25 protein-coding genes are annotated in these 25,824 nt (G+C 60.5%); 12 read left to right on the forward strand and 13 right to left on the reverse strand.

The features are described 5' to 3' along the window. Positions 1-37 precede the first annotated feature (37 nt). Both L0U79_RS07805 and L0U79_RS07810 read left to right on the forward strand, forming a co-directional pair. Positions 38-577, forward strand: coding sequence for a GNAT family N-acetyltransferase (locus L0U79_RS07805; protein ID WP_233841298.1), 540 nt, complete (start codon positions 38-40; stop codon positions 575-577). Continuing rightward, positions 574-891: a non-heme iron oxygenase ferredoxin subunit gene (locus tag L0U79_RS07810; RefSeq protein ID WP_233841299.1), complete on the forward strand. Its 318-nt coding sequence runs from the start codon at positions 574-576 to the stop codon at positions 889-891. The genes L0U79_RS07805 and L0U79_RS07810 overlap by 4 nt, the downstream gene beginning before the upstream one ends. An 18-nt stretch (positions 892-909) precedes the next feature. Here L0U79_RS07810 and L0U79_RS07815 read toward each other — a convergent pair whose 3' ends face one another. Genes L0U79_RS07815 through L0U79_RS07830 form a run of 4 tightly spaced genes read right to left on the reverse strand, consistent with a single transcriptional unit; the run spans position 910 to position 5,178 of the window. Further along, a complete protein-coding gene (locus tag L0U79_RS07815) occupies positions 910-1,809 on the reverse strand; it encodes an HlyD family efflux transporter periplasmic adaptor subunit (protein WP_233841300.1) in 900 nt (299 codons plus the stop codon). Next, positions 1,806-2,555: an ABC transporter ATP-binding protein gene (locus L0U79_RS07820; protein ID WP_233841301.1), complete on the reverse strand. Its 750-nt coding sequence runs from the start codon at positions 2,553-2,555 to the stop codon at positions 1,806-1,808. Before L0U79_RS07820 ends, L0U79_RS07815 begins: the two co-directional genes overlap by 4 nt. 11 nt (positions 2,556-2,566) lie before the next feature. Further along, entirely contained in the window at positions 2,567-3,700 is a 1,134-nt protein-coding gene (locus L0U79_RS07825; RefSeq protein WP_233841302.1) for an ABC transporter permease, read from the reverse strand. Further along, positions 3,700-5,178: an efflux transporter outer membrane subunit gene (locus L0U79_RS07830; protein WP_233841303.1), complete on the reverse strand. Its 1,479-nt coding sequence runs from the start codon at positions 5,176-5,178 to the stop codon at positions 3,700-3,702. Before L0U79_RS07830 ends, L0U79_RS07825 begins: the two co-directional genes overlap by 1 nt. Before the next feature lie 152 nt (positions 5,179-5,330). On the opposite strand from L0U79_RS07830, the gene L0U79_RS07835 reads away from it, so the two are divergent. From L0U79_RS07835 to L0U79_RS07845, 3 genes are all read left to right on the forward strand, one after another. Next, the gene (locus L0U79_RS07835) at positions 5,331-6,032 is read left to right on the forward strand and encodes an HAD-IB family phosphatase (protein ID WP_233841304.1); all 702 of its coding nucleotides are present in this window, start codon (positions 5,331-5,333) and stop codon (positions 6,030-6,032) included. Between the two features lie 141 nt (positions 6,033-6,173). After that, the gene (locus L0U79_RS07840; RefSeq protein WP_233841305.1) at positions 6,174-7,583 is read left to right on the forward strand and encodes an aminotransferase class III-fold pyridoxal phosphate-dependent enzyme; all 1,410 of its coding nucleotides are present in this window, start codon (positions 6,174-6,176) and stop codon (positions 7,581-7,583) included. A 985-nt stretch (positions 7,584-8,568) separates the two neighbouring features. Then, positions 8,569-8,838, forward strand: coding sequence for a hypothetical protein (locus L0U79_RS07845; protein WP_233841306.1), 270 nt, complete (start codon positions 8,569-8,571; stop codon positions 8,836-8,838). Positions 8,839-8,927: 89 nt separating this feature from the next. On the opposite strand, the gene L0U79_RS07850 is transcribed toward L0U79_RS07845, so the two are convergent. The 4 genes from L0U79_RS07850 to L0U79_RS07865 all read right to left on the reverse strand — a co-directional run bounded on the left by L0U79_RS07850 (position 8,928) and on the right by L0U79_RS07865 (position 11,756). Continuing rightward, positions 8,928-9,233: a HigA family addiction module antitoxin gene (locus L0U79_RS07850; protein ID WP_233841307.1), complete on the reverse strand. Its 306-nt coding sequence runs from the start codon at positions 9,231-9,233 to the stop codon at positions 8,928-8,930. A 12-nt stretch (positions 9,234-9,245) separates the two neighbouring features. After that, positions 9,246-9,527: a type II toxin-antitoxin system RelE/ParE family toxin gene (locus tag L0U79_RS07855; protein WP_233841308.1), complete on the reverse strand. Its 282-nt coding sequence runs from the start codon at positions 9,525-9,527 to the stop codon at positions 9,246-9,248. Positions 9,528-9,645: 118 nt separating this feature from the next. Continuing rightward, the gene (locus L0U79_RS07860; RefSeq protein ID WP_233841309.1) at positions 9,646-11,085 is read right to left on the reverse strand and encodes a sensor histidine kinase; all 1,440 of its coding nucleotides are present in this window, start codon (positions 11,083-11,085) and stop codon (positions 9,646-9,648) included. Next, a complete protein-coding gene (locus L0U79_RS07865; RefSeq protein ID WP_233841310.1) occupies positions 11,082-11,756 on the reverse strand; it encodes a response regulator transcription factor in 675 nt (224 codons plus the stop codon). The genes L0U79_RS07860 and L0U79_RS07865 overlap by 4 nt, the downstream gene beginning before the upstream one ends. Before the next feature lie 222 nt (positions 11,757-11,978). On the opposite strand from L0U79_RS07865, the gene L0U79_RS07870 reads away from it, so the two are divergent. Both L0U79_RS07870 and L0U79_RS07875 read left to right on the forward strand, forming a co-directional pair. Next, entirely contained in the window at positions 11,979-14,204 is a 2,226-nt protein-coding gene (locus tag L0U79_RS07870; RefSeq protein WP_233841311.1) for a M1 family metallopeptidase, read from the forward strand. 11 nt (positions 14,205-14,215) lie between these two features. Next, on the forward strand, positions 14,216-15,091 hold the full coding sequence (locus L0U79_RS07875; protein ID WP_233841312.1) for a hypothetical protein: 876 nt from the start codon (positions 14,216-14,218) through the stop codon (positions 15,089-15,091). A 53-nt stretch (positions 15,092-15,144) separates the two neighbouring features. Here L0U79_RS07875 and L0U79_RS07880 read toward each other — a convergent pair whose 3' ends face one another. From L0U79_RS07880 to L0U79_RS07895, 4 genes are all read right to left on the reverse strand, one after another. Then, entirely contained in the window at positions 15,145-15,711 is a 567-nt protein-coding gene (locus L0U79_RS07880) for a HutD family protein (protein WP_233841313.1), read from the reverse strand. Beyond that, entirely contained in the window at positions 15,708-16,247 is a 540-nt protein-coding gene (locus L0U79_RS07885; protein ID WP_233841314.1) for a GNAT family N-acetyltransferase, read from the reverse strand. The genes L0U79_RS07880 and L0U79_RS07885 overlap by 4 nt, the downstream gene beginning before the upstream one ends. Positions 16,248-16,253: 6 nt before the next feature. Continuing rightward, entirely contained in the window at positions 16,254-16,718 is a 465-nt protein-coding gene (locus L0U79_RS07890; RefSeq protein WP_233841315.1) for an SET domain-containing protein, read from the reverse strand. Positions 16,719-16,820: 102 nt separating this feature from the next. Continuing rightward, complete coding sequence (locus tag L0U79_RS07895; protein WP_233841316.1) at positions 16,821-17,174, reverse strand: helix-hairpin-helix domain-containing protein; 354 nt, start codon at positions 17,172-17,174, stop codon at positions 16,821-16,823. Between the two features lie 224 nt (positions 17,175-17,398). Between L0U79_RS07895 and L0U79_RS07900 the strand changes: the two genes are divergently transcribed. The 5 genes from L0U79_RS07900 (at position 17,399) to L0U79_RS07920 (ending at position 22,663) form a co-directional block, all read left to right on the forward strand. Continuing rightward, positions 17,399-18,823 (forward strand): M20 family metallopeptidase, encoded by a 1,425-nt coding sequence (locus L0U79_RS07900; RefSeq protein WP_233841317.1) that lies wholly within the window; start codon positions 17,399-17,401, stop codon positions 18,821-18,823. A 6-nt stretch (positions 18,824-18,829) separates the two neighbouring features. After that, complete coding sequence (locus tag L0U79_RS07905; RefSeq protein WP_233843868.1) at positions 18,830-19,531, forward strand: YggS family pyridoxal phosphate-dependent enzyme; 702 nt, start codon at positions 18,830-18,832, stop codon at positions 19,529-19,531. A 255-nt stretch (positions 19,532-19,786) separates the two neighbouring features. Then, positions 19,787-20,506, forward strand: coding sequence for a C40 family peptidase (locus L0U79_RS07910; protein ID WP_233841318.1), 720 nt, complete (start codon positions 19,787-19,789; stop codon positions 20,504-20,506). Between the two features lie 98 nt (positions 20,507-20,604). Then, positions 20,605-21,258 carry a rhomboid family intramembrane serine protease gene (locus tag L0U79_RS07915; RefSeq protein WP_233841319.1) on the forward strand — a complete coding sequence of 218 codons (654 nt, stop codon included), beginning with the start codon at positions 20,605-20,607 and terminating at the stop codon, positions 21,256-21,258. A gap of 25 nt (positions 21,259-21,283) precedes the next feature. Continuing rightward, positions 21,284-22,663: an amino acid permease gene (locus tag L0U79_RS07920; protein ID WP_233841320.1), complete on the forward strand. Its 1,380-nt coding sequence runs from the start codon at positions 21,284-21,286 to the stop codon at positions 22,661-22,663. Positions 22,664-22,668: 5 nt separating this feature from the next. Here the strand turns inward: L0U79_RS07920 and rapA are convergent, their stop codons facing one another. Further along, complete coding sequence (rapA, locus tag L0U79_RS07925) at positions 22,669-25,509, reverse strand: RNA polymerase-associated protein RapA (RefSeq protein ID WP_233843869.1); 2,841 nt, start codon at positions 25,507-25,509, stop codon at positions 22,669-22,671. Positions 25,510-25,824 lie beyond the last annotated feature (315 nt).

The following is a 25,824-nucleotide window of genomic DNA, read 5'->3' on the forward strand; positions in this document are numbered from 1 at the left end:
GCTTTGGTCGAATCGTCGTGCGGATTATCATGGCCCGATGAATGCCGTGATCACTCCTGTTTTCCGCAAGGCGGTTGAAGCCGATATCGACGCGATCGTCGCCTTGGTGCAATCCGCGTATCGCGGCGAATCCAGCCGTCAAGGCTGGACCACCGAAGCCGATCTGATCGACGGCCAACGCGTCGACGTGGCCAATGTGGCGGAGGTATTGGCCGCTCCGGACAGCGCCGTTCTGCTGGCGTCGATCGACAGCGAATTGCTGGCCTGCTGCCATATCGAGAAGCACGGCGACGCCGCGTATTTCGGTATGTTCGCGGTCCACCCGCCGCGTCAGGGCAGCGGGTTGGGGCGCTTGGTGCTGGCAGAAGCGGAGCGACACGCGCATCAGGCGTGGCAGTGCCGCGCCATGCATATGAAAGTGATTGATGCGCGCGTCGACCTAATGGCTTGGTACGAGCGGCGCGGTTATCGCCGCACCGGCGAATACTCGCCATTCCCTTATGGTGAAGAACGTTTCGGCATTCCACGTCGCGACGATCTGCGTTTCGAATTAATGATCAAGGAACTCGCGCCATGAGCGAAGCATGGGTGGAAGTGGGCACGCGCTCGGAATTGTTGCCCGGCGAATTTAAAGTGGTATGGGACGGCGACACCGCCATCGCGGTGTTCAATGTGGACGGCGATCTTTATGCGGTGGAAGACATCTGCACGCACGACGGCGGCGAATTGGCTGGCGGAGAAATCATCGGTCATGAAGTGGAATGCCCGCGTCATGGCGCGCGCTTCGATTTGCGCACCGGCGAGCCGACCTGTCCGCCCGCATACGAACCCATTCACCGCTTTCCGGTGCGTGAATCGGACGGCTTGATCTGGACGCGGGACGATCGCTGATCGTTTTTCCGCGCAGGATTATTTCGGCGCGAATTTCACCAGCACACGCTGGCCGATGCGCAGCGGCGTAGACGGTTGCTGATCCAGCGTCAGCACGCATTCCACCGAACGCGTGTTGGCGCGCACTTGCGGGTCGTCTTCCAGCGTGCTGGCGCCGAACACGTTGCCAATGCGCAGCACGTGTGCTTTCAACGGCGCCATGCCGCTGCCGCTGTCGTCATCCACTTCGGCGGCCATGCCGTCATGCACGACGCCGACAAAGGATTCGTTGAGTTCGGCGCGCACGATGCGCGGCGAATCCGGCAGGACCGAAAAGACAGGCCCGGAAGCGGGCGATACCGACGCGCCAAGTTGCACCGCGCGTTGCACGACTTCGCCATCGGATGGCGCGCGCAAGGTGCGCAGACTCAATTGGTAACGCGCACCGGATACTTTTTGTTCGGCTAGCGCGACTGTCGCGCGTGCATTGGTCAACGCCGCTTCGGCTTGGTTTGCGGCATCGCGCGCATCGTCGGCGCTCTGCATATCGCCGGCGCCGGCCTTGGCGGCTTGCTCAAGTCGAGATGCGCGCAGCGCGGCGGACTTGGCGCGAACGTCCAAAGAACCGATCTGCGCGGTGGCTTGTTGTTGTTCGGCCAGCGCCGAATCCAGCGCTAGCTTGGCGGGTTCCTGATCGAGTTGAACGAGCACTTGCCCTTTATGGACGTGATCGCCTTCGTGCGCGCCGATCTGCGCGACGACGCCTTCGCTCGGCATGGTGAGCTTGAGCAGTCCGCCTTCGATATCGATGCGGCCACGCGCCACGGCGGCGTAAGCGGACGGGGCGGCGTTGTTGGTCGCAGGCGCATCGCCTTGTGAGCAGCCTGCCAGAGCGGCTACAAGCAAGGTCAACGGCAGGCGAAGATCACGCAGAGTCATGCAGTGGGTTCCTTTGCTCCTGCCGTGATGGCTGACGCAGGCGGCACATGGTCGCTCAGAATGCGACCGTCTTCCATCGCCAGCACGCGGTCCGCATGGCCGACTAGGCGCGGGTCGTGGCTGACGCAAAGCACCGTGGTGCCGTGCGTACGGGCAATACGGTGCAGGATATCGATGATGATTTGACCGTTCGCCGCATCCAGCGCGCTGGTGGGTTCGTCGGCGAACAGTAATTCCGGTTGCTTGGCGAGCGCGCGGGCGATGGCGACGCGTTGCTTTTCGCCGCCGGAAAGTTCGGCGGGAAGCAAACGCATGCGCGGGCCAAGGCCCACTTCTTCCAGCGATTCGATCGCGCGGCGGCGTGCGGTCCCCGGGGGCAGTCCCATGTAGCTCAGTGGCAATTCGACTTGTTCCAACGCAGTGAGCGCCGGAAATAGATTGAAGCCCTGAAAAACGAAACCGGTGTGTTGCAGGCGGAAGTGTTCCAGCGCGCGCATGCTCAAGCCGTCGAGCACCTGACCCAGCGCGCGCACTTCGCCGGCATCGGCGGGCTGCAAGCCGCTCAAGATGGCGAGCAAGGTGCTTTTGCCGCAACCGGATGGGCCGGAGATCAAAGTCAGTTCGCCAGCGTGCACATCCAGCGTCAGATCGTGCAGCACGGTGCTGTGAATGCGCCCGGATACAAACGTTTTGCGCACGCCGCGCGCCTGCAGCGCAGGGGTGATGGCGGGAGATGTCTGCGTCATCGTCGACATGCTTATCTCAACAAGCTCGCAGGATCGGCGCGCCGCAAGCTGCGCACCGAAGCCAGGCCCGACACGATCGCCAGCGCCATGCTCAACGCCAGGCACGCCAGCGCGGTGAGCGGGCGCATTTCCATCGGTACGCTGCGCGCGCGTGCGATGACCAGCAGAATCGCGCCGATCACGATGCTGCAAATCAATCCCAAAGCGCCGACCCAGAATGCCTGCTCCATCACCACTTTGCGCAACGAGCCGCGCCCCACACCTAGCGCATTCAACGTGGCGTATTCGCGAATCGAGCCGATCACGGCGGCGATCAAGGTCTGGCTGGTGATCACCGCGCCGACCAAGAACACGATGCCCGCCAGAAACAACACGCCCGCGCCGGCGCCGGTGTCGAACATCCAATACAACTGCGATTCGCGCGCGAATTCTTTGGCCGTCCAAACGGTATACGGGCCAAACGAACTCGCGCCGTTCAAGCGATCCGCCGCCGCTTTCGGTTTTACGCCGTGGCGAAGCTTGGCGACGAAGTACGTCATCATGCCGGCATCGTCGGGCGCGATATCGAGTACTCGCGCAGTTTCCAGCGACGAAACGATGTTGACGCCGCCCAACGCGCGCAATCCGCTGCTTACGCCAACCACGCGCACGCGCTGGCCGTTGATCGCGGCGGTGTCGCCGATGTTCACGCCAAGGCTATCCAAGTCCGCTTTGTCGACGATTACCGCGCCCGGTTCGTTCAATCGGGCACGCAGCGCGGGCGGCAATGCGTGCGAAAACATCATGCCGTCAGGACGCGGATCGATCCCCGACACGAAAACGGACACGCCGCCCGTGTCGCGCGGACCGCGCCAATCGGCATCCACCCAACGAAACGGTTCCACGGCGGTGACGTCGGGATCCATGCGAAGACGCATCGCGATGTCTTCGCTGATCGGACGGCCGAGATTGACGCTTTGCGTACCCGGATAGCCCGCCCACAAATCGGCGGACGAGCCGGTGATATACACGCTGGCGCTGCCGAAGATGCCCAGCACCAACGCCGCCTGCAGCAATTGCAGCAAGCTGGCGAAGCCCACGGCGAGGATCGCCGGTAAAAAACGACGCCACTCATGCACCAGGGTTTTGCGCGCAAGGGCGACCATTACTGCGCCCCTTGTTTGTTTCCGAGCGCCTTGTAATCCGCAGCCACGTCGACCGGCGGAAGCGGTGCGCCACCCATTGCTTTGTAGAGCGATACGTACGCCAGATCGCGTTCGGCGCGCGCGGACACCAATTCGAGCTGCGCGTTTTGCTGGGCAAGGGTGGCTTCCTGGACTTCAAGCGTGCTGCTTAAACCGAGGTTGCGGCGTTTGCCGAGCGCGGTGACGTTACCGTCCAACGCTTGCGCGGCTTGTTCGGCCGCCGTCTCGCGCAACTGCGCCTGATGCAGATCGCCCATGGCGGTTTCCGATTCCGCGACGCCCTGCAGCACAGCTTGCCGATAGGCAAATACGGCTGCGCGCAGTTCGTGATCTTTGGCGTGCGCTTGCGCCAGGCGCATGCCCCAGTCGAACAGCGGCATGTCCACCACCGGGCCGGCAGAAAAAATACCTTCGCCGGAGCGAATCAGCCGATGGTGATGCAGCAGGTTCACCGACCAATCCAAGGAGCTGCCCAGGCCGATATGCGGATACACGTCCGCGTGGCTGACACCTGCGTCGCCGGCGGCGCGCAACACCTCCGCCTCGGCGGCGGCAATTTCAGGGCGCGTGCGCAACAAGTCAGTGGGCGTGACCGGGATGTGCCAGTCGCCGAGTTGAGGCTGTGTGCCGCCTTCGTCCAGCCAGTCCGGGTCCGGCTCGCTTTGGCCGAGCAGCACGGCAAGCTGTTGGGCGTTCGCATTGATGGCGCGCTGCGGTTCGGTCAGCGCCATCTCGGCACGGGCGAGCTCCGCTTGTGCCGTGGCTACGTCGGTCGGTGAGGCCAGCTTTAGTCCCTGACGCACCTGCACCAGGCGCAGTTTTTCCTGATCCGCATCGCGCTCGGACGTCAGCAGCCGCGCCTGTTCCTGCGCCGAGCGCAGCGAGATCCAGCAACGGGCGACTTCAGCGACCAGGGTGACATAGGTGCCTTGCAGCGCCGCCCGGGCCGCATCGAGATTGCCGGCGGCCTCGCGGTGTGTGCTCTTGAGCGCGCCGAACAGGGGCATTTCCCACAGCGCATCGAACCCGACGATGAAATACGAGGCACTGGCGTCGGGCTCGATCACCTGGTTGGTATCGAGCCGCAGGCTGGGCAAGTACTTGTCGTCCGCGTGGCGATAGAGCGTGCGGGTGGCAAGCAGGCGCTCGGACGCGGCCGCTACATCCAGATTCTTATCCAGGGCGCGTTTGATAAGCGCGTTTAATGCCGGATCGTTGAAGGCCGTCCACCAGTTTTGCAGGTCCGGCTTCGCCGGGGCCTCAGTGGCGGCTGTGGGTGCGTTGCGCCAGGTCTGCGGCACCGGCGGTTTCAAATCCGGCAAAGGCGCCGCCGTACAGCCGGCCAGAACGGTGAGCGCCAGTGCAGGAAGCAGGCGCAGCCCGGCGATCAACGGGCGGAGGGCAGGCGAAGCATCATGGCGCGGTGCGGAATCGTGCACGAGCTGTGGACCGTAGGTGAAGCACGCAAAGGGTAAGCATAACGGTTCGCCCCCCTAATTTGCCTTGCTGGCGGCAAGCTGTCTTTTCCAGAAAGGGGACCGAAAGGGGTCGATGGCCAAGATGCATGACACATTTATGTTGGAGTGGCCGCGTGACCGCCTGGAACATCCTCTGCGATTTTGACGGAACCATCTCCGTCGAAGACGTTATCGACTCGCTGCTGGATCGTTTCGGCCGTCCCGGTTGGGAAGCCCTGGAGCAGGATTGGCGCGCCGGCCGCATCGGTTCGCGCGATTGCATGAGCGGGCAGGTAGCCTTGCTCGATATGACGTCCGAGGAACTCGACGAGCACCTCGACGGCCTGTGGATCGACCACGCCTTCCCGGCCTTCGTGGCGCAAGCCACCCAACTGCAGACGCCGATCCGCGTCGTCAGCGACGGTCTGGACTACGCCATTCATCGCATTCTCGGTCGCTACGGGCTGGATCACCTGCCGCTGGCGGCCAACCATCTTGCGCCGGCCACGCCGCCGCGCGAGTGGCAACTCACTTCACCGTTCCAAGCCGCAGGCTGCCGCAGCGGTACGTGCAAATGCGCGTGCGTGGGTGAGGCGCGCAACACGGGTGGCAAAACGTTGTTGATCGGCGACGGCGCATCGGATTTCTGCGCTGCCGATCGCGTGGACTTTGTTTTCGCCAAGCATCGCCTGATCGAGCATTGCCGCGCCGCCGGCATTCCGTACGTGCCGATCACCGGCTTCGAGGATGCGCTGGAGCTGTTGCCGCGCTTGCTCGATGGCAGCTTGCTGGCCGAACACGAGCGTCGTGTACTGCCGGCTGTTTCAAATTTCTAAGTTGCGTCTTCCCCAAGCGCATCGATAGCAAAAGTCAGCGATTGCGCTTGCGCAAAAAAACATGCGCTCTTTGGTTAGCGCGAAAAATCAAAGCGCGGTCATCATCGGCCGCACGGTTTTATCTCTATCAGGTTTTCTTCCATGAATGTTTTCGACAAAAGCGCCCTTACCAGCGTGATTCCCGACGAACAGTTGCTGGCCGACGAAGCGCAATACAGCTCGTTTGGCGATACCGTGCACTACGTCGATCCGCCGAAGATCTTCCGTCACGGCGAAGGCAGCTTCATGTACGACACCGCCGGCGTGCCGTTCCTCGATCTGCAGATGTGGTACTCGGCCGTCAACTTCGGCTACGGCAACAAGCGCCTCAACGACACGCTCAAGCGTCAGATCGATGTGTTGCCGCAAGTGGCCAGCCAGTATCTGCACCAGACGCGTATCGAACTGGCCAAGACCATCGCGGTGGACGCACAGCAGAAGTTCGGCCTCAAGGGTCGTGTGCACTTCAACGTCGGCGGCGCGCAGGCAGTGGAAGATTCGCTCAAACTCGTGCGCAACTATAAAAACGGCAAGAGTCTGATGTTCGCCTTCGAAGGCGGTTATCACGGCCGTACGCTCGGTGCGTCGTCGATCACGTCGAGCTATCGCTATCGCCGCCGCTTCGGCCATTTCGGCGAGCGCGCGATGTTTATTCCGTTCCCGTATCCGTTCCGTCGCCCGAAGGGCATGACGCCGGAAGAGTATTCCGACGCGTGCGTGCGTCAGTTCGAGCGCTTGTTCGAAACCGAATACAACGGCGTGTGGGACCCCAAGGTCAATCAGGCCGAATACGCCGCGTTCTACGTGGAGCCGATCCAGGGCACCGGCGGTTACGTCGTGCCGCCGCGCAATTTCTTCAAAGACCTTAAGAAGGTGCTCGACAAGTACGGCATCCTGATGGTCGTCGACGAAATCCAGATGGGTTTCTGGCGCACCGGCAAGCTGTGGTCGATCGAGCACTTCGGCGTGACGCCGGACATTATCGTGTTCGGCAAAGCGCTGACCAACGGTCTCAATCCGCTGTCCGGTTTGTGGGCGCGCGAAGAGATGATTAATCCGACCATCTTCCCGCCGGGTTCCACGCACTCCACGTTCAACTCCAATCCGCTCGGCACGTCGCTCGGTTTGGAAGTGATCAAGATGGGTTACGAGCTGGACTACGAAAAGACCGTGCCGGAGAAGGGCGCTTACTTCCTCGAAGCGCTGAAAGATTTGCAGAAGCGTCACAAGGAAATCGGCGACGTCGACGGTCTGGGTTTGGCCATGCGCGCCGAGATTTGCACTGACGATGGATTCACGCCGAACAAAGCACTCTTGGACAAGATGGTCGACATCGGCCTCGCTGGGGATCTCGAACACAACGGCAAGAAGATCGGCCTCGTGCTCGATGTCGGCGGCTGGTACAAGAACGTGATCACGTTCGCGCCGTCGCTGGATATCAGCTACGAAGAAATCGATCTCGCCATCGTGCTGCTCGATCAGTGTCTGACCAAGGCAAAGAAAGCGATGTAACCCGCCTTTCTCCCTCTCCCCTCCGGGGAGAGGGTCGGGGTGAGGGGCCACCCTCGCGAAAACGTTTTGTTTCAACACTACAAAAGAAAGTTTTTGTCGATGTTCCCATGCAGGGGAAGCTGACAAACACGGCGGCGCTCAGCGCCGCCTTTTTTTATGCGTCGCGCAATGCGATGCATGTTGTCCGATATTTTTTCGTAGTAATCCTACAAACGGAAAGCCGAACAAGTTCGGCGTAGGCGTCGGTTTCCAGAACGGCCAGTCCGCGATCGCGGTGGGTTACAACCGCCAGATCAAGCCGAATTTGAACATCTCGTTCGGTGGATCGGCTTCGGGCAGCGACGTGTCGGTAGGCGCGGGTATGGCTTTCGGCTGGTAACAACAACGTATCGTTTCTTGATGGTTGAGCCGGCACCTTCGGGTGCCGGTTTTTTTATGCGCGATGCACAACACGCGGAAATTGGCTGGGAAGCCAATCCCAGCAACGTCACGTCATACAAAAAAACGAGATGCCGCGCCACAAATCGCAAGTGATCTGAGCGGTAGAAGCGAGATCAACGTGCAACCATTTGTCGGTAATGCCGACAGCAATTCGTCCGCATGCGCTGACAGATAACCACGCTACATGTGTGCGAAGGTTTGTAAGCCGGGCGTGTCCATCCGGTTTAAAGAAGCCGACACGCCCGACATGAGTGAAACAGCGCGGATCGCCTGGGCTGGAACCCAAACGATCCGCTGGCCACCACCAACTATCTGAGAGTTGATCATGGTTATTTCCGATCATACGGCACGCTCGCATTCGCGAGCCCCCGCCACGCCGCGTACTTCACTGTTTCACCGCCGCTCATACTGGACGGCGTCGGGCCTAAGTGGGCGTTTGTAGAGTTCTCAGTAAGAAAACCCCTCTACATAGGCAGGATTTTTCCTGTAGCCCTTCGCGCCACGCGCAATGTGTGGCGCGACCTACACGTTTGGACTAAAGCCGATGAAAAACTTCTTGATCGATCTTCCCTCCGAGGGAGGCTTTGTGATGTCCCAAGGCGATTACAACCAATTGCGCGAGGCGCGCGATCGGTTGTTTTTGTTGGCGCAGTTTTGCAACGTGGCGCCTATTGACCCGGATGACGATTCCTTGATGACGATTCGCCGCACGAGCCTGGGGAATTTGTTTGCGGATTTGAGTTGTCAGATTCGTGAGGTGCTGAATGTTGTGGAGCACATTGCGCCGCTTGGGAGTTCGTTGCAGGCGCATTGATTGTGTCGGCCGGCAATCACAGTAGGCCGGGATGAAAATTCCGCAGCCATGAATGTTCCGAAGCGTGGATTGTTGTCCTAGCCCGCGCATTAGCCGTTGGAGGTGCGCGGAATCACGCGACGCATGATGTCGTCGTGCGTGGGCAACGTTTTGAGGTCATAAGTGGCTTGCAGCGCCAGCCAACTTGCCGCATCGCCACCGAAGTAGCGGGCGAGCCGCTCGGCGGTGTCGGCGGTGACGGCGCGGCGTTCGTTGACGATTTCATGCATGCGGGTGGCAGGCACGCCCAGCGCCAGAGAAAGAGCGTTGACGCTCATGCCGACGGGCGCCAGGAAGTCTTCCCGAAGAATCTCGCCTGGGTGCACAGGGCGCATGCGGTTGATGGGTTTGGTCATGGCGATGCCTGCTTAGTGGTAGTCGACGATTTCAACGTGGGTAGGGCCTGCCTGTGTCCATGCGAAGCACAATCGAAATTGGCCGTTGATGCGTATGCTGTGCTGACCTTTGCGATCGCCCTTCAGGGCTTCGAGCATGTTGCCGGGCGGAGAGCGAAGAAAGTCTAGCGTCAACGCAACGTCCAATTGTGTGAGCTTTCGAATGGCAGCGCCTTCAAATGCCCGGAATTTGCGCGGGTGGCCACCTTCGAACAAGGTTTGCGTTTGTTTGCAGGCGAAGGATTGAATGGCCATTACGCGAATAGTATTACGTTATGCGTAATACGTCAAACGATTCGCGGACGCCTAGGCTGGGATGGGAAACCCAGCATTTGATGTTTGTCATTACTGGGAATGTTGTCCGGGCCTACATTCAGGCCAAACCTTTCTTTGCGGGGGGCGATGGGATTGCGTCGATCTGCGCGGTGGGAAAAACAATTTCCACCCGCAATCCGCGTTCTTGGCTGCCGGAGATGTATCGCACGCGCGCACTGTGCCATTCCGCAATGCGCTGCACGATGGCCAAGCCAAGTCCGCTGCCTTGTTCTTCGCTGCCGGGTACGCGAAAGAAGCGTTCGCCAAGACGCTCGATCCATGTCGGCGGCACGCCAGGACCGTTGTCTTCCACGGCAAGACAAATGGCATTGCCTTCGCGAACCAGTGAAACCGTCATCAGACTTCCGCGTCCGGCGTAGCGCAGGCCGTTGTCGATCAAGTTGTCCAGCATTTCCTGCAAGCGATGGCGATCACCGTCTATCCATAACGGACCCGCAGGGCCGTCATATCCCAGATCGATGTCGGCAGCGATCGCTTCGTGCACGCGTTGACCGACTAGTTCCGGAATCAGCAGCGCAAGATTCAAATTTTCAGAATCGCCCGCTTCGTGCCCTGCCGTTTGCGCGCGCGTAAGCGCTAGCAATTGGCTGGACGTGCGGTTGGCGCGCAGGATCAATCGTTGGATGTGATTGAGTGCATCGGTAATTGTTTCCGGATCGGATGTGGCCTGCGCGCGCTCGGCATGCACGCTCAAGCCAGCCAGCGGCGTGCGTAATTGATGCGCGGCGTCGGCGATAAAACGTTCGTGCAAGGCAAGCATGCTGCGCAGGCGCGCAAACAGTCCGTCGATGGTTCGCGTGAGTGGCAGAATTTCCGCCGGCACATCCGCCGCGCCGATCGGCGCCAGATCGTGTTCACGGTTCGCTAGCTGATTGGTGAGCGGTTCGAGTTGGCGTAAACCGGTGCGCACGCCCATCCATACCAAGAGAAACGCGGCGATGATCAGCAAGGCTTGTGCGGGAATACTGAGTAGCAGAATTTGCCGCGCTTCCAGATGCCGATCGCGCAGCGTTTCGGCAACGGTTACTTCCAGTTGGTCGTCCGGTTCGCGCGGATTGAGCATTTGAATGCTCGTCGCGCGCATGGAGTGTTTTTCGATTTGAATGTTGTAGAGCTGCGGTTTGACGCCGTCGATAAAAAGACCGCCCGCCGGTTTGAGCGCTGGATTGCCCGCAACCAAACCGTGTTTCGCGCTGAACACGCTGAAGTAGTTTCGGCCTTCCGGTTCGTATTCCAACAAGAACTGCGCTTGCGGCGTGACGCGACCGTCGGGGCTTTTGTTCGCCATCATTTGCACGAGCGTCAACGTATCGTTGACCAGGTTCACGTCATGCACGTGGTTGGCGTAAATCAGCGCGCCCACATACGTGATAAGGCTGTTCAACAGCAACAGCGCAGTGAGCGGCACCAGCAGCGTGGTCAACAGACGCCTGCGCAGGCTCTGGCGACCTTCGCGCCACAGCAGGCGCTGGCTCATGCGGTTTTCACTTCTTCGAGCAAATAGCCCAATCCGCGAATGGTGCGTACTTGCGTGCCCGAGTCGGTGAGTTTGCGGCGCAGACGATAAATGGCGATATCCAGGCCGTTATCGGTGAGCTCCTGATCCCAGCTGCACAGCGCTTCGATCAGTTGCGCGCGACTTGTGACGCGATCGGGACGCGCGGCGAGCGCTTCCAATAAGCCGAATTCGCGTGCGGTGAGTTCAAGCGGCTTGTCGTCGACCCAGGCGCGATGTCCGGGAAGATCGAGGCGCAGTCGACCCAACGTAATTTCCGGTGCCCCTTGCGTGGTGTAGCGTCGCAACAACGCACGAACACGCGCTTCGAATTCCGCCAGCGCGAACGGTTTGACCAGATAGTCGTCGGCGCCGAGATCCAACACGCGCACACGTTCGCGCAGACCCTCGCGTGCAGTGATCACCAGCACCGGCAATCCGCTGCCGCGACGGCGCACGCGTTGCAGCACTTCGCTGCCATCCAGTCCCGGTAGCCCGAGATCGAGCACCAGCAAATCGTACGGCGTGTCTTTAAGCGCCGCATCGGCGCGCATGCCGTCGGCGACATGATCGACGGCGTGACCACCCTGACGCAGGGCCGCGCTCACGCCTGCAGCAATGGAAGGATCGTCTTCGGCAATCAGAATGCGCATGATCGAATGACTCCCTCAGACCTGAGGCATTGCGGTATTTCTATGATTTTCAGCGGTTTCCACATCGATGAAGCTTAGCGCGTGCGGCGCAGTCCGCACAGCTTTGCCATGTCAGATCGGCGAAAGGGAGCTCGGTTGCCGATGGCAGCACATCATGACCTCTGGCGGATGTCAGCCCTGTATGCTTGGGTCAGGCTCGACGGATCATCGGAAGGGGAGACCATGATGAGGTTGTCAATCGGTAGAGGCGGGCCCTGGCTCGCAGCGTGCGTGGTGTTGTGGTCGTGTCAGGCGCTGGCGCAGACCACGCCAGCAGGAAAGGTGGAAACGGCCAATGCGGCCCCCGTTGTCCCAGCGGAGATTCCCTTCGCACCCGCGCACGACACCATGATCACCACGCAAAGCGCAGCGAATGCGTGGGGCGGCGAGCGCACGGGCAACGAAGCGACGCTGTCCGATCGCGTGGTGAGCTACACCATCGATGCGGATCTCGATGCCGACAAGCATGCCGTCGCCGGCAAAGAACATATGACCTGGCGCAATCGCAGTGATCGCGAAGTGCGCAGCGTCTATTTCCATCTTTATCTCAATGCGTTCCAGAACGAAGGCAGCACGTTCTTTACCGAGCGCAAAGTACAGACAGCGCATGGTCGTTCGCGCGGCAACGCGGTGCTTGAGAAGGGTCAGTGGGGTGGTATTCGCCTGCAGAACGTGCAGCAGAATGGCGCCGTGCTGAAGTGGAGCTTCGTACATCCCGACGGTGGTCCGGCAACCGACGAAACCGTGGTGCGCATCGATCTGGCGCAACCCGTGGCGCCCGGCGCTACGCTGGCGCTCGATATCGACTTTCTCAGTCAATTGCCGCGCGTGGTTGAGCGCACCGGTTGGTGGGGCGATTTCAATCTTGTCGGCCAGTGGTTTCCGAAGATCGGCGTGCTTGAGTTGCCCGGCGAGCGCGGCGCGACGCAAGTGCGTTGGAATGTCCACGAATTCCACTTCAGCAGCGAGTTTTACGCGGACTTCGGTTTGTACGACGTACATCTGACGGTTCCCAGTGATTACACCGTTGGCGCGGTCGGCAAGCTGGAAGGCGCGCCCGAGCAAAAGAACGGTAAAACGACGTATCACTTTGTGCAGGGCGATGTGCACGATTTCGCCTGGGTAGCCGCGAAAGGTTTCAAGACCATGGACGGTTCGTACGAAGGTCCAGGCAGTCCGAAAGTGGCGGTGCGTGTGATCTACCCGGCGGAGTACGAAGCCAGCGCCGCGCCGACATTAAAGTCGAGCATCGACGCGATCGGCTATTTCTCCAAAACGCTAGGCGCCTATCCGTACGAAACGCTGACGGCGGTGATTCCGCCTTACAACGCGCAAGAAGCGGGCGGCATGGAGTACCCCACGTTCTTTACCTCCGAAGGTTATAAAGAGGTCGAGCCCGATACGATGGCTCAAATGGCCAGCGACTTCGTGAACATCCACGAATTCGGCCACGGCTACTTCTACGGCATTCTTGCGTCCAACGAATTCGAAGAGCCTATGCTGGACGAAGGCCTCAACGAATATTGGGATAACCGCATGCTGCGCGAGCGCAAGCAGGATTTGGTGCTCGCCACGCCGTTCACCAAATGGCTGGGCATCACGCCGCATCTCACCGGATTCGCCTTCGAACGCGTCACGGCGATGTTGTTCCAACCGAACGATCCGCTGGCGCAAAACAGCTGGGATCGCCTATCGGGTACCAGCTACGGCACGGTCTATTCGCGCACGTCGACGGCGATGCACGATTTGGAAGAACGCCTCGGCAGGCCCGCACTCGAACGCGCTTTCCACCTCTACTACCAACGGTGGCATTTCCGTCATCCCTCCGTCGCCGATTTCCGCGCTGCGCTGATCGATAGTTCGGGCGACGCCAAGGATGTGGACGCCATATTCAGTCAGTACGTCTACGGCACCTCGTTCACCGACGACCAAGTGACCGATATCGATTCGTACGAGGTCACGCCGCAGTCGGGCGTCACCTGGAAGGATGGCAAACGCGAAGAAGTCGTAGCCGCCGACCTCGACAAACAGATCGACAAAACGCGCAGCGATTGGAAGAAAGCGCACCCCGATGCAAAGCCTGGTGCGCCCGGTCCTTTCCCCTGGCACAGCACCGTAACGGTTACGCGCGATGGCGTAGCTGCGCCGGAGTTGCTGCGCGTGACGTTCGAAGATGGCTCGCACGAAGATGTAACGTGGAACGACGACCGTCGCTGGGCGCGTTTTGTATTCGACAAGCCCAGCAAAGTCGTATCGGCGGAACTCGATCCGGATCAGCACAACTATCTGGATCGCAATCGGCTCAACAACAGCGTGACGACCGAACCGAACGGTGCGGCGTCGAAACGCTGGACCGCCGATGTGGCAGCGCTGCTGCAGACCTTCTACTCCCTGCTCGCGACCATGTGAGGGCCGATACCATGTCTCGTTCCGCAAGTTTTGGGTCTGTGTTTTCCAGCATGCGCGCCGCTATTCAATGGCGCCTGTTGCTGCTGTGGCTGTTGATCATGTTGATCCCGGCGACGATCGTGGCGCTGCCGTTTTGGCGCATGCTCGCCGGGCTGCTCGATACGTCGGTGCATGCCACCGAATGGGCGCAGCATTTCAACGATCTTATGTTCAGCGACGTCATCGACAGCTTCGCCGACCATCCGCAGTGGTTGGGGACGACCATGGCGATTGGGCAAGCGACGACCTTGCTGCTGTCGCCCTTTTTGGCCGGCATGATTGTCGGTAGCGGCCGGGCCGGGCGTGTGCTCGGGTTTGGTCCGCTGCTGCAAAACGGATTTGTCGAATACGGACGCATGTTTCGTTTGAAGCTGTGGGCGCTGCTGCCTTATGCACTGGTTCTGGTCGTCGCAATCGGCGGATCGCATATGGTCGACAAAAGCGCCGAGAAGGCGGTGCTGGAGTCGCAAGTCGATCACGCGATGAGCGTGGTGCATTGGGTGCTGCTGATCGTCTTTGTGCTGGTGCAGTCGATCGTCGAGTCGGCACGTGCCGCGTTTATCGCCGATACCTCGTTGCGCTCCGCAACGCGTGCATTGGGACGCGGCTTCAAGCAATTGTTCCGGCAGCCGGTGAAGACGCTGTTGTTCTATCTGATCGTGACGGTTGTGGGTCTCGCAGTCGCCTTTGTGTTTGGCTTCTGGCGCATTCGCGTCACGCCGGTAGGCGCGTTCGACTTCTTGCTTGCGCTGATATTGAGTCAGCTGATCGTGCTGGCGATCGGCTGGATGCGTACGGCGCGGTTGTTTGCGCTGGCGGAAGTTGCGCGTAGCGTAGTGTCGAAGTAAGCGTGCTAGAGGTTGGGGCTCATCGCGAGCCCCAACCTACTTTTCGATGGAATTCAGCGCGCGGCGAGTTGCACCAGAATCAACTCGCCGCCACCTTCGATACGCACGCGTTCGCCGGGTTGCGCATCGATCCACAGATTCGCGCCACTGCTCACTTCGATGCTTTCGTGGTCGGTTTTCACTTCCGCGCGACCGCTCAAAACATGCACGAACCAGCGCCACGATGCGCGCGCGGGCAACCACATGCTACCGTTCAATGGCCGCGCGATCAGTTCGCCTTGCGCGTCGCCACGCAGCATCAAGTTGAAGGCGCGCGTCGGGCCATCTGGAAGCGTGACGCGTGGCGCATCGGCGCCGTTGAAGCGCTCGATTTGCAGGCGTAGCAGCGACAGCTCTCGACCGTTCTCGAAATGCAACTGCACCGGTGCGTCGAGCGCGACGAACTGACGTTGCGTATCGGGATAAGCGGAGAAATCACACGCCTGCGCGATGTCGGCAATGCTCAATCGCCATGCCCAATCGGTGTCTGGGCCGCTCGCGATCACCGTCGTCGTGCCCGCGCCATTCGCCCATGCCTGCGATATCAAGGCATCGTCGGGCACCTGGCGCAGCGTGGTCATGCGATAGCGCGGCGAATTTCGCGATGCGGCGGGTAGTAGGCGAAGACGTGGTTGTCGCTGCCGAAGAAATCGATATCTTCGATGTGCTCACCGCCCAGACGTTCGGCGACGCGATCGGAGGCTTCATTGCCCACGCGAACCAGGCTGATCACGCGTTGCAGATGCAGATGGTTCCAGGCGAAATCCAAGACCGCTTGGCCTGCTTCGGTAGCGTAACCGTGATGGCGATAATCGGGCTTGAGCATCCAGCCCATTTCGATATCGGGCCACCCTTCGGGGTGAAGCAATCCCGCGCGGCCGATAAATTCACCGGTCGATTTCAGCTCCAGCGCCCACATGCCGTAACCGCGCAATTGCCAGTGGCCGATCAGCATGGCGAGCGAACGCCAGGCATTGGTGCGGTCGAGCGGTAAACCGTCGCCGATCCAGCGTGTGCTCTCCGGATCGGCGAGCATGGCGGCGTAGTCGTTGAAATGACGCTCGGTCAACGCCGTGAGGCGCAGACGTTCGGTTTGGAAGGTAGGAATATCGATCATCGCCGATCAGTTGCTTGCACTGTCCAACACTCTGGCCAGGGCGCGAGTCGTCGTCATCAGACTCTCGTCCCAGGACAGCCCCACGATTTTCTCACCAGTAGCCGTGTCGATAAAGTCCTCTTCCTGGCCCGGAGGCAGCAGGTGGCGGTAATCGACGGTGATTTCGGTGCCGACTGGCAGATCGTGCTGTGCGAAGACAAAGCCCAGGTGCCACAAACCGGTCGGCGCGAAGCTGTGGTTGATGTAGCACTCGTCCGGCCAGTCAGGCGAGAAGGTGTAGCGATCTTCGAACCAGCGGGCGCTGGCGTACATCTGGTCGGGCTTGGCGAGCAGGTCGTTCAAGCGGAAGGTCTGCTCGATGGCGTCCGGCGCCGTAATAATCCGGCCTGCTTCAACGGCTTCTTCCAGAAAAAGTCCCTTGCCGGCGCCACGAATCGTGGAAGCGTCGATACGGTAGCGCGGAAGAATCATGAAGAATGGCGACAGTGGTGGATTCGGATTAGCGCGCGGAGTGTAGCGCAAGCGGCGGGCGACGATACGGCCGTTGACGGCCGTATCGTGCGATTCGCCAGGTTACTCGGCAGCGGCCTGCGCTTTGGCGGCTTTTGCCTTTTTGGCGTGCTTGGGCTTGTCCGGCGCATCCGCGTTCGGTTTTGCGCCTTCGCCGGACAGCAGGATGGCGTCGTGATTGCGTTGCAGCGTGGCCTGACCGATGCCTTTGACCTGGGTCAGGTCGTCCACGCTCTTGAACGGGCCATGCTCTTCGCGAAACGCCACGATGGCTTTCGCCTTGGCGAGGCCGACGCCGTCCAGCGCTTTGGCGATGGTGTCGGCGTCGGCGGTGTTGACGTTGACGGGCGTGGCGGCGAATGCGGGCAAGGCGAAGGCGAGCATCAGGCCGGCCGTGGCGACGAGCTTTTTAAACATGAAGTTTCTCCATAGATGACGTAAGCGGCGCGTCCACGCCGCTTCGTCACTTTGCGCTGCCGCCGGCACGCCAGCCCAGTGGGCGGAGCGCGTGGTTAAGCGACTGGATTGCGCCAGCGTTGCGTCGGGGAGAAACCAGCGCGGCTGTGGGAACAGACCCTGAGGTCTGCCTTCCAAACACAGACTGTTAGAATCGTCTTCTCACCTTTTTCGATGGAGTCCGCATGGATACCGCACGCATCACCCGCTACGTCAGCGACCTTTGGGATGCCGAGATCGTCCCGCAGTTGATGGAGTACATCCGGATTCCTAACAAGTCGCCGATGTTCGATAAGGATTGGGTCACGCACGGTCACATGGATGCCGCCGTGAAGCTGATGGAAACCTGGGCGCGCAGCAAGCTTTCGTCGCTGCCCGGCGCCACGCTGGAAGTCGTGAGGTTGGAAGGCCGCACACCGCTGATCTACATCGAAGTGCCGGGACAGAACAGCGATACCGTCGTGCTCTACGGCCATCTCGACAAGCAACCGGAAATGACCGGCTGGTCGGAAGGCTTGGGACCTTGGACGCCGGTGCTCAAAGGCGACAAGCTTTACGGCCGCGGCGGCGCGGATGACGGCTACGCGATTTTCGGTTCGCTCGCCGCACTGCTTGCGCTGCAAGAGCAGGGCGTTCCGCACGCACGTTGCGTGATTCTGATCGAAGCCTGCGAAGAGTCCGGCAGCTACGACCTTCCGTATTACGTGGATCATCTCGCGCCGCGCATCGGCAACCCGTCGCTGGTGGTGTGCCTCGATTCGGGTTGCGGCAATTACGATCAGTTGTGGCTGACGACATCGCTGCGCGGCATGACCGGCGGCGAACTCACCGTGCAGGTGCTGGAAGAAGGCGTGCATTCGGGCGATGCGTCCGGCGTCGTGCCGTCCAGTTTCCGCATCCTGCGCGAACTGCTTTCGCGTCTGGAAGATCCACAAACCGGACGTATCAAGCCGAACGAGTTGTATGCGGAGATTCCGCAGCAGCGCATCGATCAAGCCAAGGCCGCGTCGGGCATTTTGGGGAAGGAAATCTACGCAAAATTCCCGTTTGTGGCGGGCATGCATCCGGTGACGGAAGATCTCACCGAGTTGGTGCTCAATCGCACGTGGCGTCCGCAATTGGCCGTGACGGGCGCAGACGGCATGCCGCCGCTGGAAAGCGCGGGTAATGTGTTGCGTCCGAAAACGTCCGTGAAACTCAGCCTGCGCGTTCCGCCCACGCTGGACGGGGCCAAGGCGGGCGATTTCGTCAAGCAGTTGCTGGAAAAAGATCCGCCGTATGGCGCGAAGGTCAGCTTTAAGCTGGAGAAGGACGGCAGCGGCTGGAATGCGCCGCAGCTTTCTCCGTGGTTGGAGCACGCCGTGGCCGAAGCGTCGCTGCACTACTTCGGCGCGCCCGCCGCGTATATGGGCGAGGGCGGTTCCATTCCGTTTATGGGCATGCTGGGCGCGAAGTTTCCGCAGGCGCAGTTCCTGATTACCGGCGTGCTGGGGCCGCATTCCAACGCGCATGGTCCCAACGAATTCATCCACATTCCGACTGGCAAAAAGGTGTCGATGGTGGTGGCCGAGGTGGTGGCGCGTCATTTCGAGCAGAGCAGCCGGAGCTGATTGGTGATCGATACTTCGTCCTTGGCGGCGAACTGGGCCGACGTTCGGCGCCGCGTGGATGACGCATGCCGCGCGGCCGGACGCGATCCGGCTGAGGTGTCGGTGTTGCCAGTCAGCAAAACGTTTGGTCCCGACGTGGTGCGCTCCGCGCTCTCCTTGGGGCTACATCGTTTCGGCGAGAACAAGGTGCAGGAGATCCGCGAAAAAGCGGCTGCGCTTGCGGGTGAGGCTATCGAATGGGTGGTCATCGGCCACCTGCAAACCAACAAAGCCAAAGACGTGGCGCGGCTGGCCAGCGAGGTGCAATCGCTGGATCGGCTGGAACTGGCCGAAGCGCTACATCACCGTCTCGATATAGAAGGGCGCCAGATCGACGTGTTGATCCAGGTGAAAACTGCCAGCGAGGAAACGAAACAAGGTTTGGCCGAGGAGGACTTGCCAGGTTTCCTTGAGCGCTTGCAGGCTTTCCCGTCGCTGCGCGTAAGGGGTTTGATGACGCTGGCCACCCTTTCAGATGATCCGGAGGAGGTGCGAGCCTGTTTTCGTCGGTTGCGCGAGCTGCGTGACCGTTGTGTTGCCGAAGGCCATGACATGCCACGGTTATCCATGGGCATGAGCGGCGATTTCCCGCTGGCCATCGCCGAAGGCGCCACCGAAGTTCGGATCGGCAGCGCGATTTTTGGTAGGCGTTCTTACCCTGGAGTGTGAGCGTTCGCCCAATTTCACGCATCAGGTTGTGAAGGAATGTCAGGCGTTAACCCGCCCAAATGCCTGGATCGCCAGATAATATTTAATTAATTCATGCGGTTATAAAAGTCTCGGGGCCAAAACGGACTTTCCGAACGACAGGGTTCAGTTAACCTCATCCGAACATGTCAGCGGCGTTGCTTTGTTACTTTCACTGCTTCGTCACGGTCGCCGCAGGGGGCGACGGCCGGATCGGTAACCGCCCGAGATCTACTAATGCCCAATACGCGACTTGTACTTGCCGCGCTTGCCACGGCGTTGTGCTTTTCAGGCTCTGCCTACGCCGCCACCACCGACAGTAACGTTCAGGCCCAGGTTTCCGCCAAGCTTTCCTCTGCGTTGTTGAGCCCTCTGGCCGCCTTTGCACCCGCGCCGTCCCTGGCTCAATCCGTGGTTCCCACTCAGTTGCCGATCGCTGCGCTGGCTCCCGCCAAGAGCGCATCGACCGATGCGTCCGACAACGCCGATGCCGCCCCGGACGCTGCTCAGTTCAGCGACGCCAAGACCAGCCAGGATTTGCGCGACATGCTGATCGGTCTGGCCATGCAGTTGCGCCACGTGCGCTACGTACGCGGCGGCCGCGATCCTTCCACAGGCTTCGATTGCAGCGGTTTCGTTCGCTATGTCTTCGAGCGTGCGCTGGGTCTGCAGCTGCCGAACAACTCGGCTTCGCAATATCTGATTGGTCACATCGTTCGTCGGGACGACATGCAGCCGGGCGATCTGGTGTTTTTCCGCACCGCGGGCCGTCATGGCCAGGGCCGCATTTCGCACGTCGGCATCTATCTCAACGACGGACGCTTCATCCATTCGCCGCGTCGTGGCGAGTCGGTGCGCGTGGACAACCTCAGCGACAGCTACTGGTCCAAGCATTTCGCGGGCGCTCGCCGCCCGGATGCGATGGCCCAAATCGATTCGACCACGCATAACGGTTGATTTTTTCAGCAATGACGACTTTAAAGGCCACCTTTGGTGGCCTTTTTTATTGGGCCGGGCGTAGCCGATACTAGGCGCGGTTTTCCCCGAGCGCTTTCATGCCCACCCGCCTTCCTCCCGTCACGCTCTATTTGCTTATCGCCAACATCGCCGTATTCGTGTTGCAGCGGATGGTGGGCGAAGTGATCGTGGCGCATTTCGCGCTTTGGCCATGGGGGCCGGACCGCTTGGAGCAATTGTCGGATGGCAGCGTCGTCGCGGTGGGTTTTCGAGTGTGGCAGCTTGTTACCTACGCCTTTATGCATGGCGGCTATCAGCACATTTTCTTCAACATGTTCGCGTTGTACATGTTCGGCGGTCAGATCGAAGACACGTTGGGCCCGCGCAACTTCACGCTTTACTACTTCGTGTGCCTTTTGACGGCTGCGCTGACGCAATTGTTGGTGGTGAATTACTTCACGCATGGCTTCGAGCCGACGCTCGGTGCATCCGGCGCCATCTTCGGCGTGCTGCTGGCGTTCGGTATGCTTTATCCGAACGAGAAACTGTTGCCGTTCTTTCTGCCGATTCCGATTCCGGCGTGGTTGTTCGTGATTGGCTACGGCGTGGTGGAATTGGTGTTGGGCGTCGGCGGATGGCAGGCGAACGTCGCGCATTTCGCCCATCTTGGCGGTATGCTCGGCGGCTTCCTGATGATCGAGTACTGGCGCGGCAAGTTTCCGATCAAACCCCGGCGCAGGTTGATGCGCTGAACCTTATCCACTGACGAGCCACCTTATGTCGCACCATTTGCAGCGCCGACTGACTTCGCGCCTTATCACCTTCATGGCGCTGGGCATGGCCATTGGCGCGGGCCTATTTCTCGGCTCGGCCAACTCGATCCAAATGGCGGGACCATCCGTGGTCTTCGCCTACCTGTTTGGCGGTTTGATGATTTTCATCATCATGCGCGCGCTGGGCGAAATGGCGGTGCATGACCCGGTCGCCGGCTCGTTCAGCAGTTACGCGCATCGCTACCTCGGGCCGTTCGCCGGTTACCTCACGGGCTGGAATTACTGGTTGCTGATGGTGGGCGTGGGCATGGCCGAGAGCACGGCGGTCGGCGTCTATATGAAGCAATGGTTGCTGGAGACATGGCACCTCGATTGGCCGCAATGGATCTGGGTGTTCGGCAGCGCGGCGATGATCGGCGCGCTCAACCTGATGGCGGTGCGCGTCTACGGTGAAATGGAATTCTGGTTCACCATGATCAAAGTGGTGACGGTGGTTCTAATGATCCTAGGTGGCGCAGCCATGATCTGGTTCGGTTGGGGCAACGGTGGTCATCCCGTTGGATTCAGCAATTTGTGGAGCCATGGCGGATGGTTCCCCAAGGGATTCGAGGGCATGGTGCTTGCGCTGCCAATTGTGGTGTTCGCGTTCGGCGGCATCGAGACCATCGGCATGGCGGCGGGCGAGGCGGCGAATCCGGAGCGCAATATTCCGCGCGCGGTCAATTCCGTGCTCTGGCGCATCATGATTTTCTACGTCGGCGCGCTGCTGGTGATCATGGCGATTTATCCGTGGGATCAGCTCGGTACGCAGGGTAGTCCGTTCGTCACCACGTTCGCCAAACTGGGTATTCACCAAGCGGCGGCGGTGATTAATTTCGTGGTGATCACGGCGGCGCTCTCAGGCTTCAACAGCACCATGTTCAGTGGCAGTCGCATGCTCTACAGCCTGTCGCACAAAGGGCAGGCGCCTGCGTTGCTGGGCAAAGTGAACGAGCATGGCGTGCCGACGCGCAGTGTGCTCGCGTGCCTGGCATGCATGATCATCGGCGTATTGCTCAATTATCTGGTGCCAGGACGCATCTTCGCGATGATGATGTCGATCCTCTCGTTCAACACGGTGTGGACGTGGAGCATGGTGTTGATCGCGCATTTCAGCTTCCGCCGACGCTTTGGCAAGACTAAGTTTCCGCTGCGCGTCTGGCCGCTCAGCAGCGCGGTGTGCTTGGCGTTTCTGATGTTTGTGCTGGTGATGCTCGGCTACAGCCCCGATACGCGTGTGGCACTGTATGTGGGCGCGGCGTGGGTGCTGCTGTTGAGTGTGGCGTATTGGGGGTTCGGCATCGGCAGGCGCATGTCGGTCGCCGCCGATGCCAGCATGGTGTGATGGCTCTAGCGTAAGGCGAGGAAGTCCGGGCTTACGACAAATCGAACAGCGTCCAGCCGCAGGCGCGCCTGCGGCAAGGTGTTGAGCAGGGCGGAACGCTCTTCTTCGACGCTAGCGATTTCCGATTCGCTGATCGATGGGTTGACTGCACGCAATGCATGCAGGCGGGCGATTTCGGCATCCAGTGTTTCTCGTGCATCCGTAATCGCGTCGGCGATGCTGCCCTGCGCGCGAAGCGCCGCAATTGCCTCGGCTTTTTCGAGCATCGGCGGAACGAGCTTGTTGAGAAATTTGCGATAACGCGGCACTTCGATATTGCGTTCGCCGGCTCGGCGTAGCGCAGGCTCGCTCGGTTGAAAGTTTTCGCGCTCCACAAGTTTGGTGTCGATGGTGGCGACGATCGGTTGCGTCGGCAGAAAACGCTCGGCATCCAGACTGCGGTCGGCTACGCATTCCAGTACGTACACGGCTTGCAGCAATGCGCTACGCGGCGGCAACCCATCGTCGACCATAAAGGCCGCATTGCCGCGTTCGCTGGAAAGCGTCAGATCAATGGCGCTGGCCATCATCGGATGATCCAGGCGCAACAACGGCAAATCTTCGCGGGCGAGCGCCGTGTCGCGGGAGAACGTCACAGATACGGGGCCTTCCGCAAAACCGGGCAGGGCGTCGGTGGAAAGGTATTGAGGATCGAGCAGCAAGACGTTGGCGCTGAGTTCTTCGGTGTGAATGCCGAACGATTCGAGCAATCGCTGCTGAAAAACATCGCGCGATGGATCGTTATCTTCGCGACGGAATGCTTGCGCGAGTTCGTCGGTATGCGGATCGCGGCTGGCGGCAAGCTCAAGCAGATGATCGCGGCCAGCGCGTATCAATTCGGCCATTTGCTCGTGAGCCGCGCGCGTTTCGGCAAGTAGCACTTCCAGTTCTTGATCGCGCTGATCGTCGCTGCGTGCGTGCTCTTCGGCCAGCTGCGCCAGCGTATCGCCAAAGCGCCGCAACAATTCGCGACCATCGGCGGGGCTGGTACGGAAAGCGTCTACGCCCTGGTCGTACCAGCGCGCAAGCACATGCTGTGCGCTATCGACGGCCGCGATGATGTGGATGCTGATGTCGCGCTTTTGACCAATGCGATCGAGGCGTCCGATGCGCTGTTCGAGCAGATCCGGGTCCAGCGGCAGATCCCAAAGCACCAATCGATGCGCGAATTGGAAGTTGCGACCTTCCGAACCGATCTCCGAGCAGATAAGCAAGCGCGCGCCATCCGGCTGGGCAAAGTAGGCTGCGTTGCGGTCGCGTTGCACGATGCCGAGGCCTTCATGAAAGCGTGCGATGCCGGCCCCTGTGCGTGTGCGCAGTGCTTCTTCCAACGCCAGAACTTTCGCCTGGCTGCGGCAGATCAGCAGGAATTTATCTTGCGGGTAACGATCGAGCAGGGCGACAAGCGTGTCGATGCGCGGATCGTTGGCGTAATCCATTTCCAGCACCGGCAAGGGTTGCTGAATATCGGCATGGAATTCCGCGAGCAATGCCTGGCGCGTGATTTCGTCCACGCGGTCCGTATCGATCAATTCCCATTCGGGAATACGCTTAGGAAAACCACCGATGCTCGCGCGACGATTGCGGAACATCGAGCGGCCGGTGCCGTGACGATCGATCAGCGCAGCAAGCAATTCGCGACTGTGTTCGGGTTTGGTCGTGTCGGCGAGGCACGCCTGCAACGAACTGTCGCCTTCGAACGCCTGCTGCAAGGACGCCAACTCAGAAGCGTCGAGCGGCGCGCGTTCCAGCAACTTGTCGGCGATGTGCGACAGCGCCTGGAAGCGTTCCGACTCGGCCAGATAGGTATTCAAATCGTGGTAGCGCTGCGGATCGAGCAAGCGCAAACGCGCGAAGTGACCACTGCGACCCAGCTGCTCTGGCGTGGCCGTAAGAAGAATGACGCCGGGCGTGGCGGCTGCCAGCGCTTCCACCAGGGCATAGCGCGGACTGGATGCTTCGGGCGTCCATGCCAAGTGATGGGCTTCGTCCACCACCAGCAAATCCCACGGAGCCTCCAGCAATTGCTCGGCGCGCTTGGGGTTGTGTTCCAGAAATCCGAAGTCGGCGATGACCAGTTGTTCGTCTTCGAACGGGTTGCTGGCGCCGCCGGATTGCTCCAGCGCCTCGCAACGCTCCTCGTCATAGATCGCAAAGCTGAGGTTGAAGCGGCGCAGCAGCTCCACGAACCATTGATACACCAACGTATCGGGCAGCAGCACAAGCACACGCGATGCACGACCCGTCGCGATCTGTCGCGCGATGATCATGCCCGCTTCGATGGTTTTGCCCAGACCCACTTCATCGGCAAGCAATACGCGCGGCGGATGCCGCGACGCGGCAATGCCCGCCACGCGCAACTGATGCGGCACCAGGCCGATACGCGAGGAGCTCAAGCCCCAGCTTGCGGAACGTCGTGCATCGGCGCGCCGCTTGAGACTCTCCAGGCGCAGTTCAAAGTGATGAACCGGATCGGTGCGGCCGCCGATCAACCGGTCGTCTGCCTGGCTGACGCTCTGCTCGTCGTCCAGCTGCCCCTCGTGCAGTTCACGGCCTTCGCCGCGATAGACAAAAAGCCCTTCGCGCTCCTCGACACGCTCAACCAGGAACGCGAGGCCTTTGCCGGCCACACGCTGCCCCGCCCGAAATTCGGCACGCACCAACGGCGCCGAATCCATCGCATAAGGGCGCAATACCCCAGACTTGGCGAACAGGACCTGCACCCCACGCCCTTCGACGCGCAGCACGGTGCCGAGGCCAAGCTCAGGCTCGGCGGTGGATATCCAACGTTGACCGGGTAGAAACATCAGTTCTTGAGCAACCGCATCGATACAAGGGGGTCGATTATCCGCTTCCCGCAAAGCGGAAGAAACCTTGACGGCTGCGTCGCCGCGCATTCGCAGCCGCCGCGTGTTGTTTGCCCGCCCACGTCGCTCACCTAGAACGCGTTTCGGGGCGACGAAATGCGTGCGAGGCAGGCCACCGACCACGTCCCTGCAAGGCACGCGTCAGTGTGATCGCTTTCACACTGCCTGGCCGTTTGTCAGAAAAAACGTACCATTTGTCGGAAATGCCTGGTTTTATTGACGTAATAGACTGGCACGGTGATAGGGCAAGAGTAG

It is taken from the genome of Dyella sp. 2HG41-7 (assembly GCF_021390675.1).
Lineage (GTDB): Bacteria > Pseudomonadota > Gammaproteobacteria > Xanthomonadales > Rhodanobacteraceae > Dyella_B.

Excerpts from the sequence above, each read along its gene's own strand:
- L0U79_RS07805 (WP_233841298.1), top strand. The coding sequence starts at position 38 with ATGAATGCCGTGATCACTCCTGTTTTCCGCAAGGCGGTTGAAGCCGAT.
- L0U79_RS07810 (WP_233841299.1), top strand. The coding sequence starts at position 574 with ATGAGCGAAGCATGGGTGGAAGTGGGCACGCGCTCGGAATTGTTGCCC.
- L0U79_RS07815 (WP_233841300.1), bottom strand. The coding sequence starts at position 1,809 with ATGACTCTGCGTGATCTTCGCCTGCCGTTGACCTTGCTTGTAGCCGCT.
- L0U79_RS07820 (WP_233841301.1), bottom strand. The coding sequence starts at position 2,555 with ATGACGCAGACATCTCCCGCCATCACCCCTGCGCTGCAGGCGCGCGGC.
- L0U79_RS07825 (WP_233841302.1), bottom strand. The coding sequence starts at position 3,700 with ATGGTCGCCCTTGCGCGCAAAACCCTGGTGCATGAGTGGCGTCGTTTT.
- L0U79_RS07840 (WP_233841305.1), top strand. The coding sequence starts at position 6,174 with ATGAATGTTTTCGACAAAAGCGCCCTTACCAGCGTGATTCCCGACGAA.
- L0U79_RS07845 (WP_233841306.1), top strand. The coding sequence starts at position 8,569 with ATGAAAAACTTCTTGATCGATCTTCCCTCCGAGGGAGGCTTTGTGATG.
- L0U79_RS07850 (WP_233841307.1), bottom strand. The coding sequence starts at position 9,233 with ATGACCAAACCCATCAACCGCATGCGCCCTGTGCACCCAGGCGAGATT.
- L0U79_RS07855 (WP_233841308.1), bottom strand. The coding sequence starts at position 9,527 with ATGGCCATTCAATCCTTCGCCTGCAAACAAACGCAAACCTTGTTCGAA.
- L0U79_RS07860 (WP_233841309.1), bottom strand. The coding sequence starts at position 11,085 with ATGAGCCAGCGCCTGCTGTGGCGCGAAGGTCGCCAGAGCCTGCGCAGG.
- L0U79_RS07865 (WP_233841310.1), bottom strand. The coding sequence starts at position 11,756 with ATGCGCATTCTGATTGCCGAAGACGATCCTTCCATTGCTGCAGGCGTG.
- L0U79_RS07870 (WP_233841311.1), top strand. The coding sequence starts at position 11,979 with ATGATGAGGTTGTCAATCGGTAGAGGCGGGCCCTGGCTCGCAGCGTGC.
- L0U79_RS07875 (WP_233841312.1), top strand. The coding sequence starts at position 14,216 with ATGTCTCGTTCCGCAAGTTTTGGGTCTGTGTTTTCCAGCATGCGCGCC.
- L0U79_RS07880 (WP_233841313.1), bottom strand. The coding sequence starts at position 15,711 with ATGACCACGCTGCGCCAGGTGCCCGACGATGCCTTGATATCGCAGGCA.
- L0U79_RS07885 (WP_233841314.1), bottom strand. The coding sequence starts at position 16,247 with ATGATCGATATTCCTACCTTCCAAACCGAACGTCTGCGCCTCACGGCG.
- L0U79_RS07890 (WP_233841315.1), bottom strand. The coding sequence starts at position 16,718 with ATGATTCTTCCGCGCTACCGTATCGACGCTTCCACGATTCGTGGCGCC.
- L0U79_RS07895 (WP_233841316.1), bottom strand. The coding sequence starts at position 17,174 with ATGTTTAAAAAGCTCGTCGCCACGGCCGGCCTGATGCTCGCCTTCGCC.
- L0U79_RS07900 (WP_233841317.1), top strand. The coding sequence starts at position 17,399 with ATGGATACCGCACGCATCACCCGCTACGTCAGCGACCTTTGGGATGCC.
- L0U79_RS07910 (WP_233841318.1), top strand. The coding sequence starts at position 19,787 with ATGCCCAATACGCGACTTGTACTTGCCGCGCTTGCCACGGCGTTGTGC.
- L0U79_RS07915 (WP_233841319.1), top strand. The coding sequence starts at position 20,605 with ATGCCCACCCGCCTTCCTCCCGTCACGCTCTATTTGCTTATCGCCAAC.
- L0U79_RS07920 (WP_233841320.1), top strand. The coding sequence starts at position 21,284 with ATGTCGCACCATTTGCAGCGCCGACTGACTTCGCGCCTTATCACCTTC.
- rapA (WP_233843869.1), bottom strand. The coding sequence starts at position 25,509 with ATGTTTCTACCCGGTCAACGTTGGATATCCACCGCCGAGCCTGAGCTT.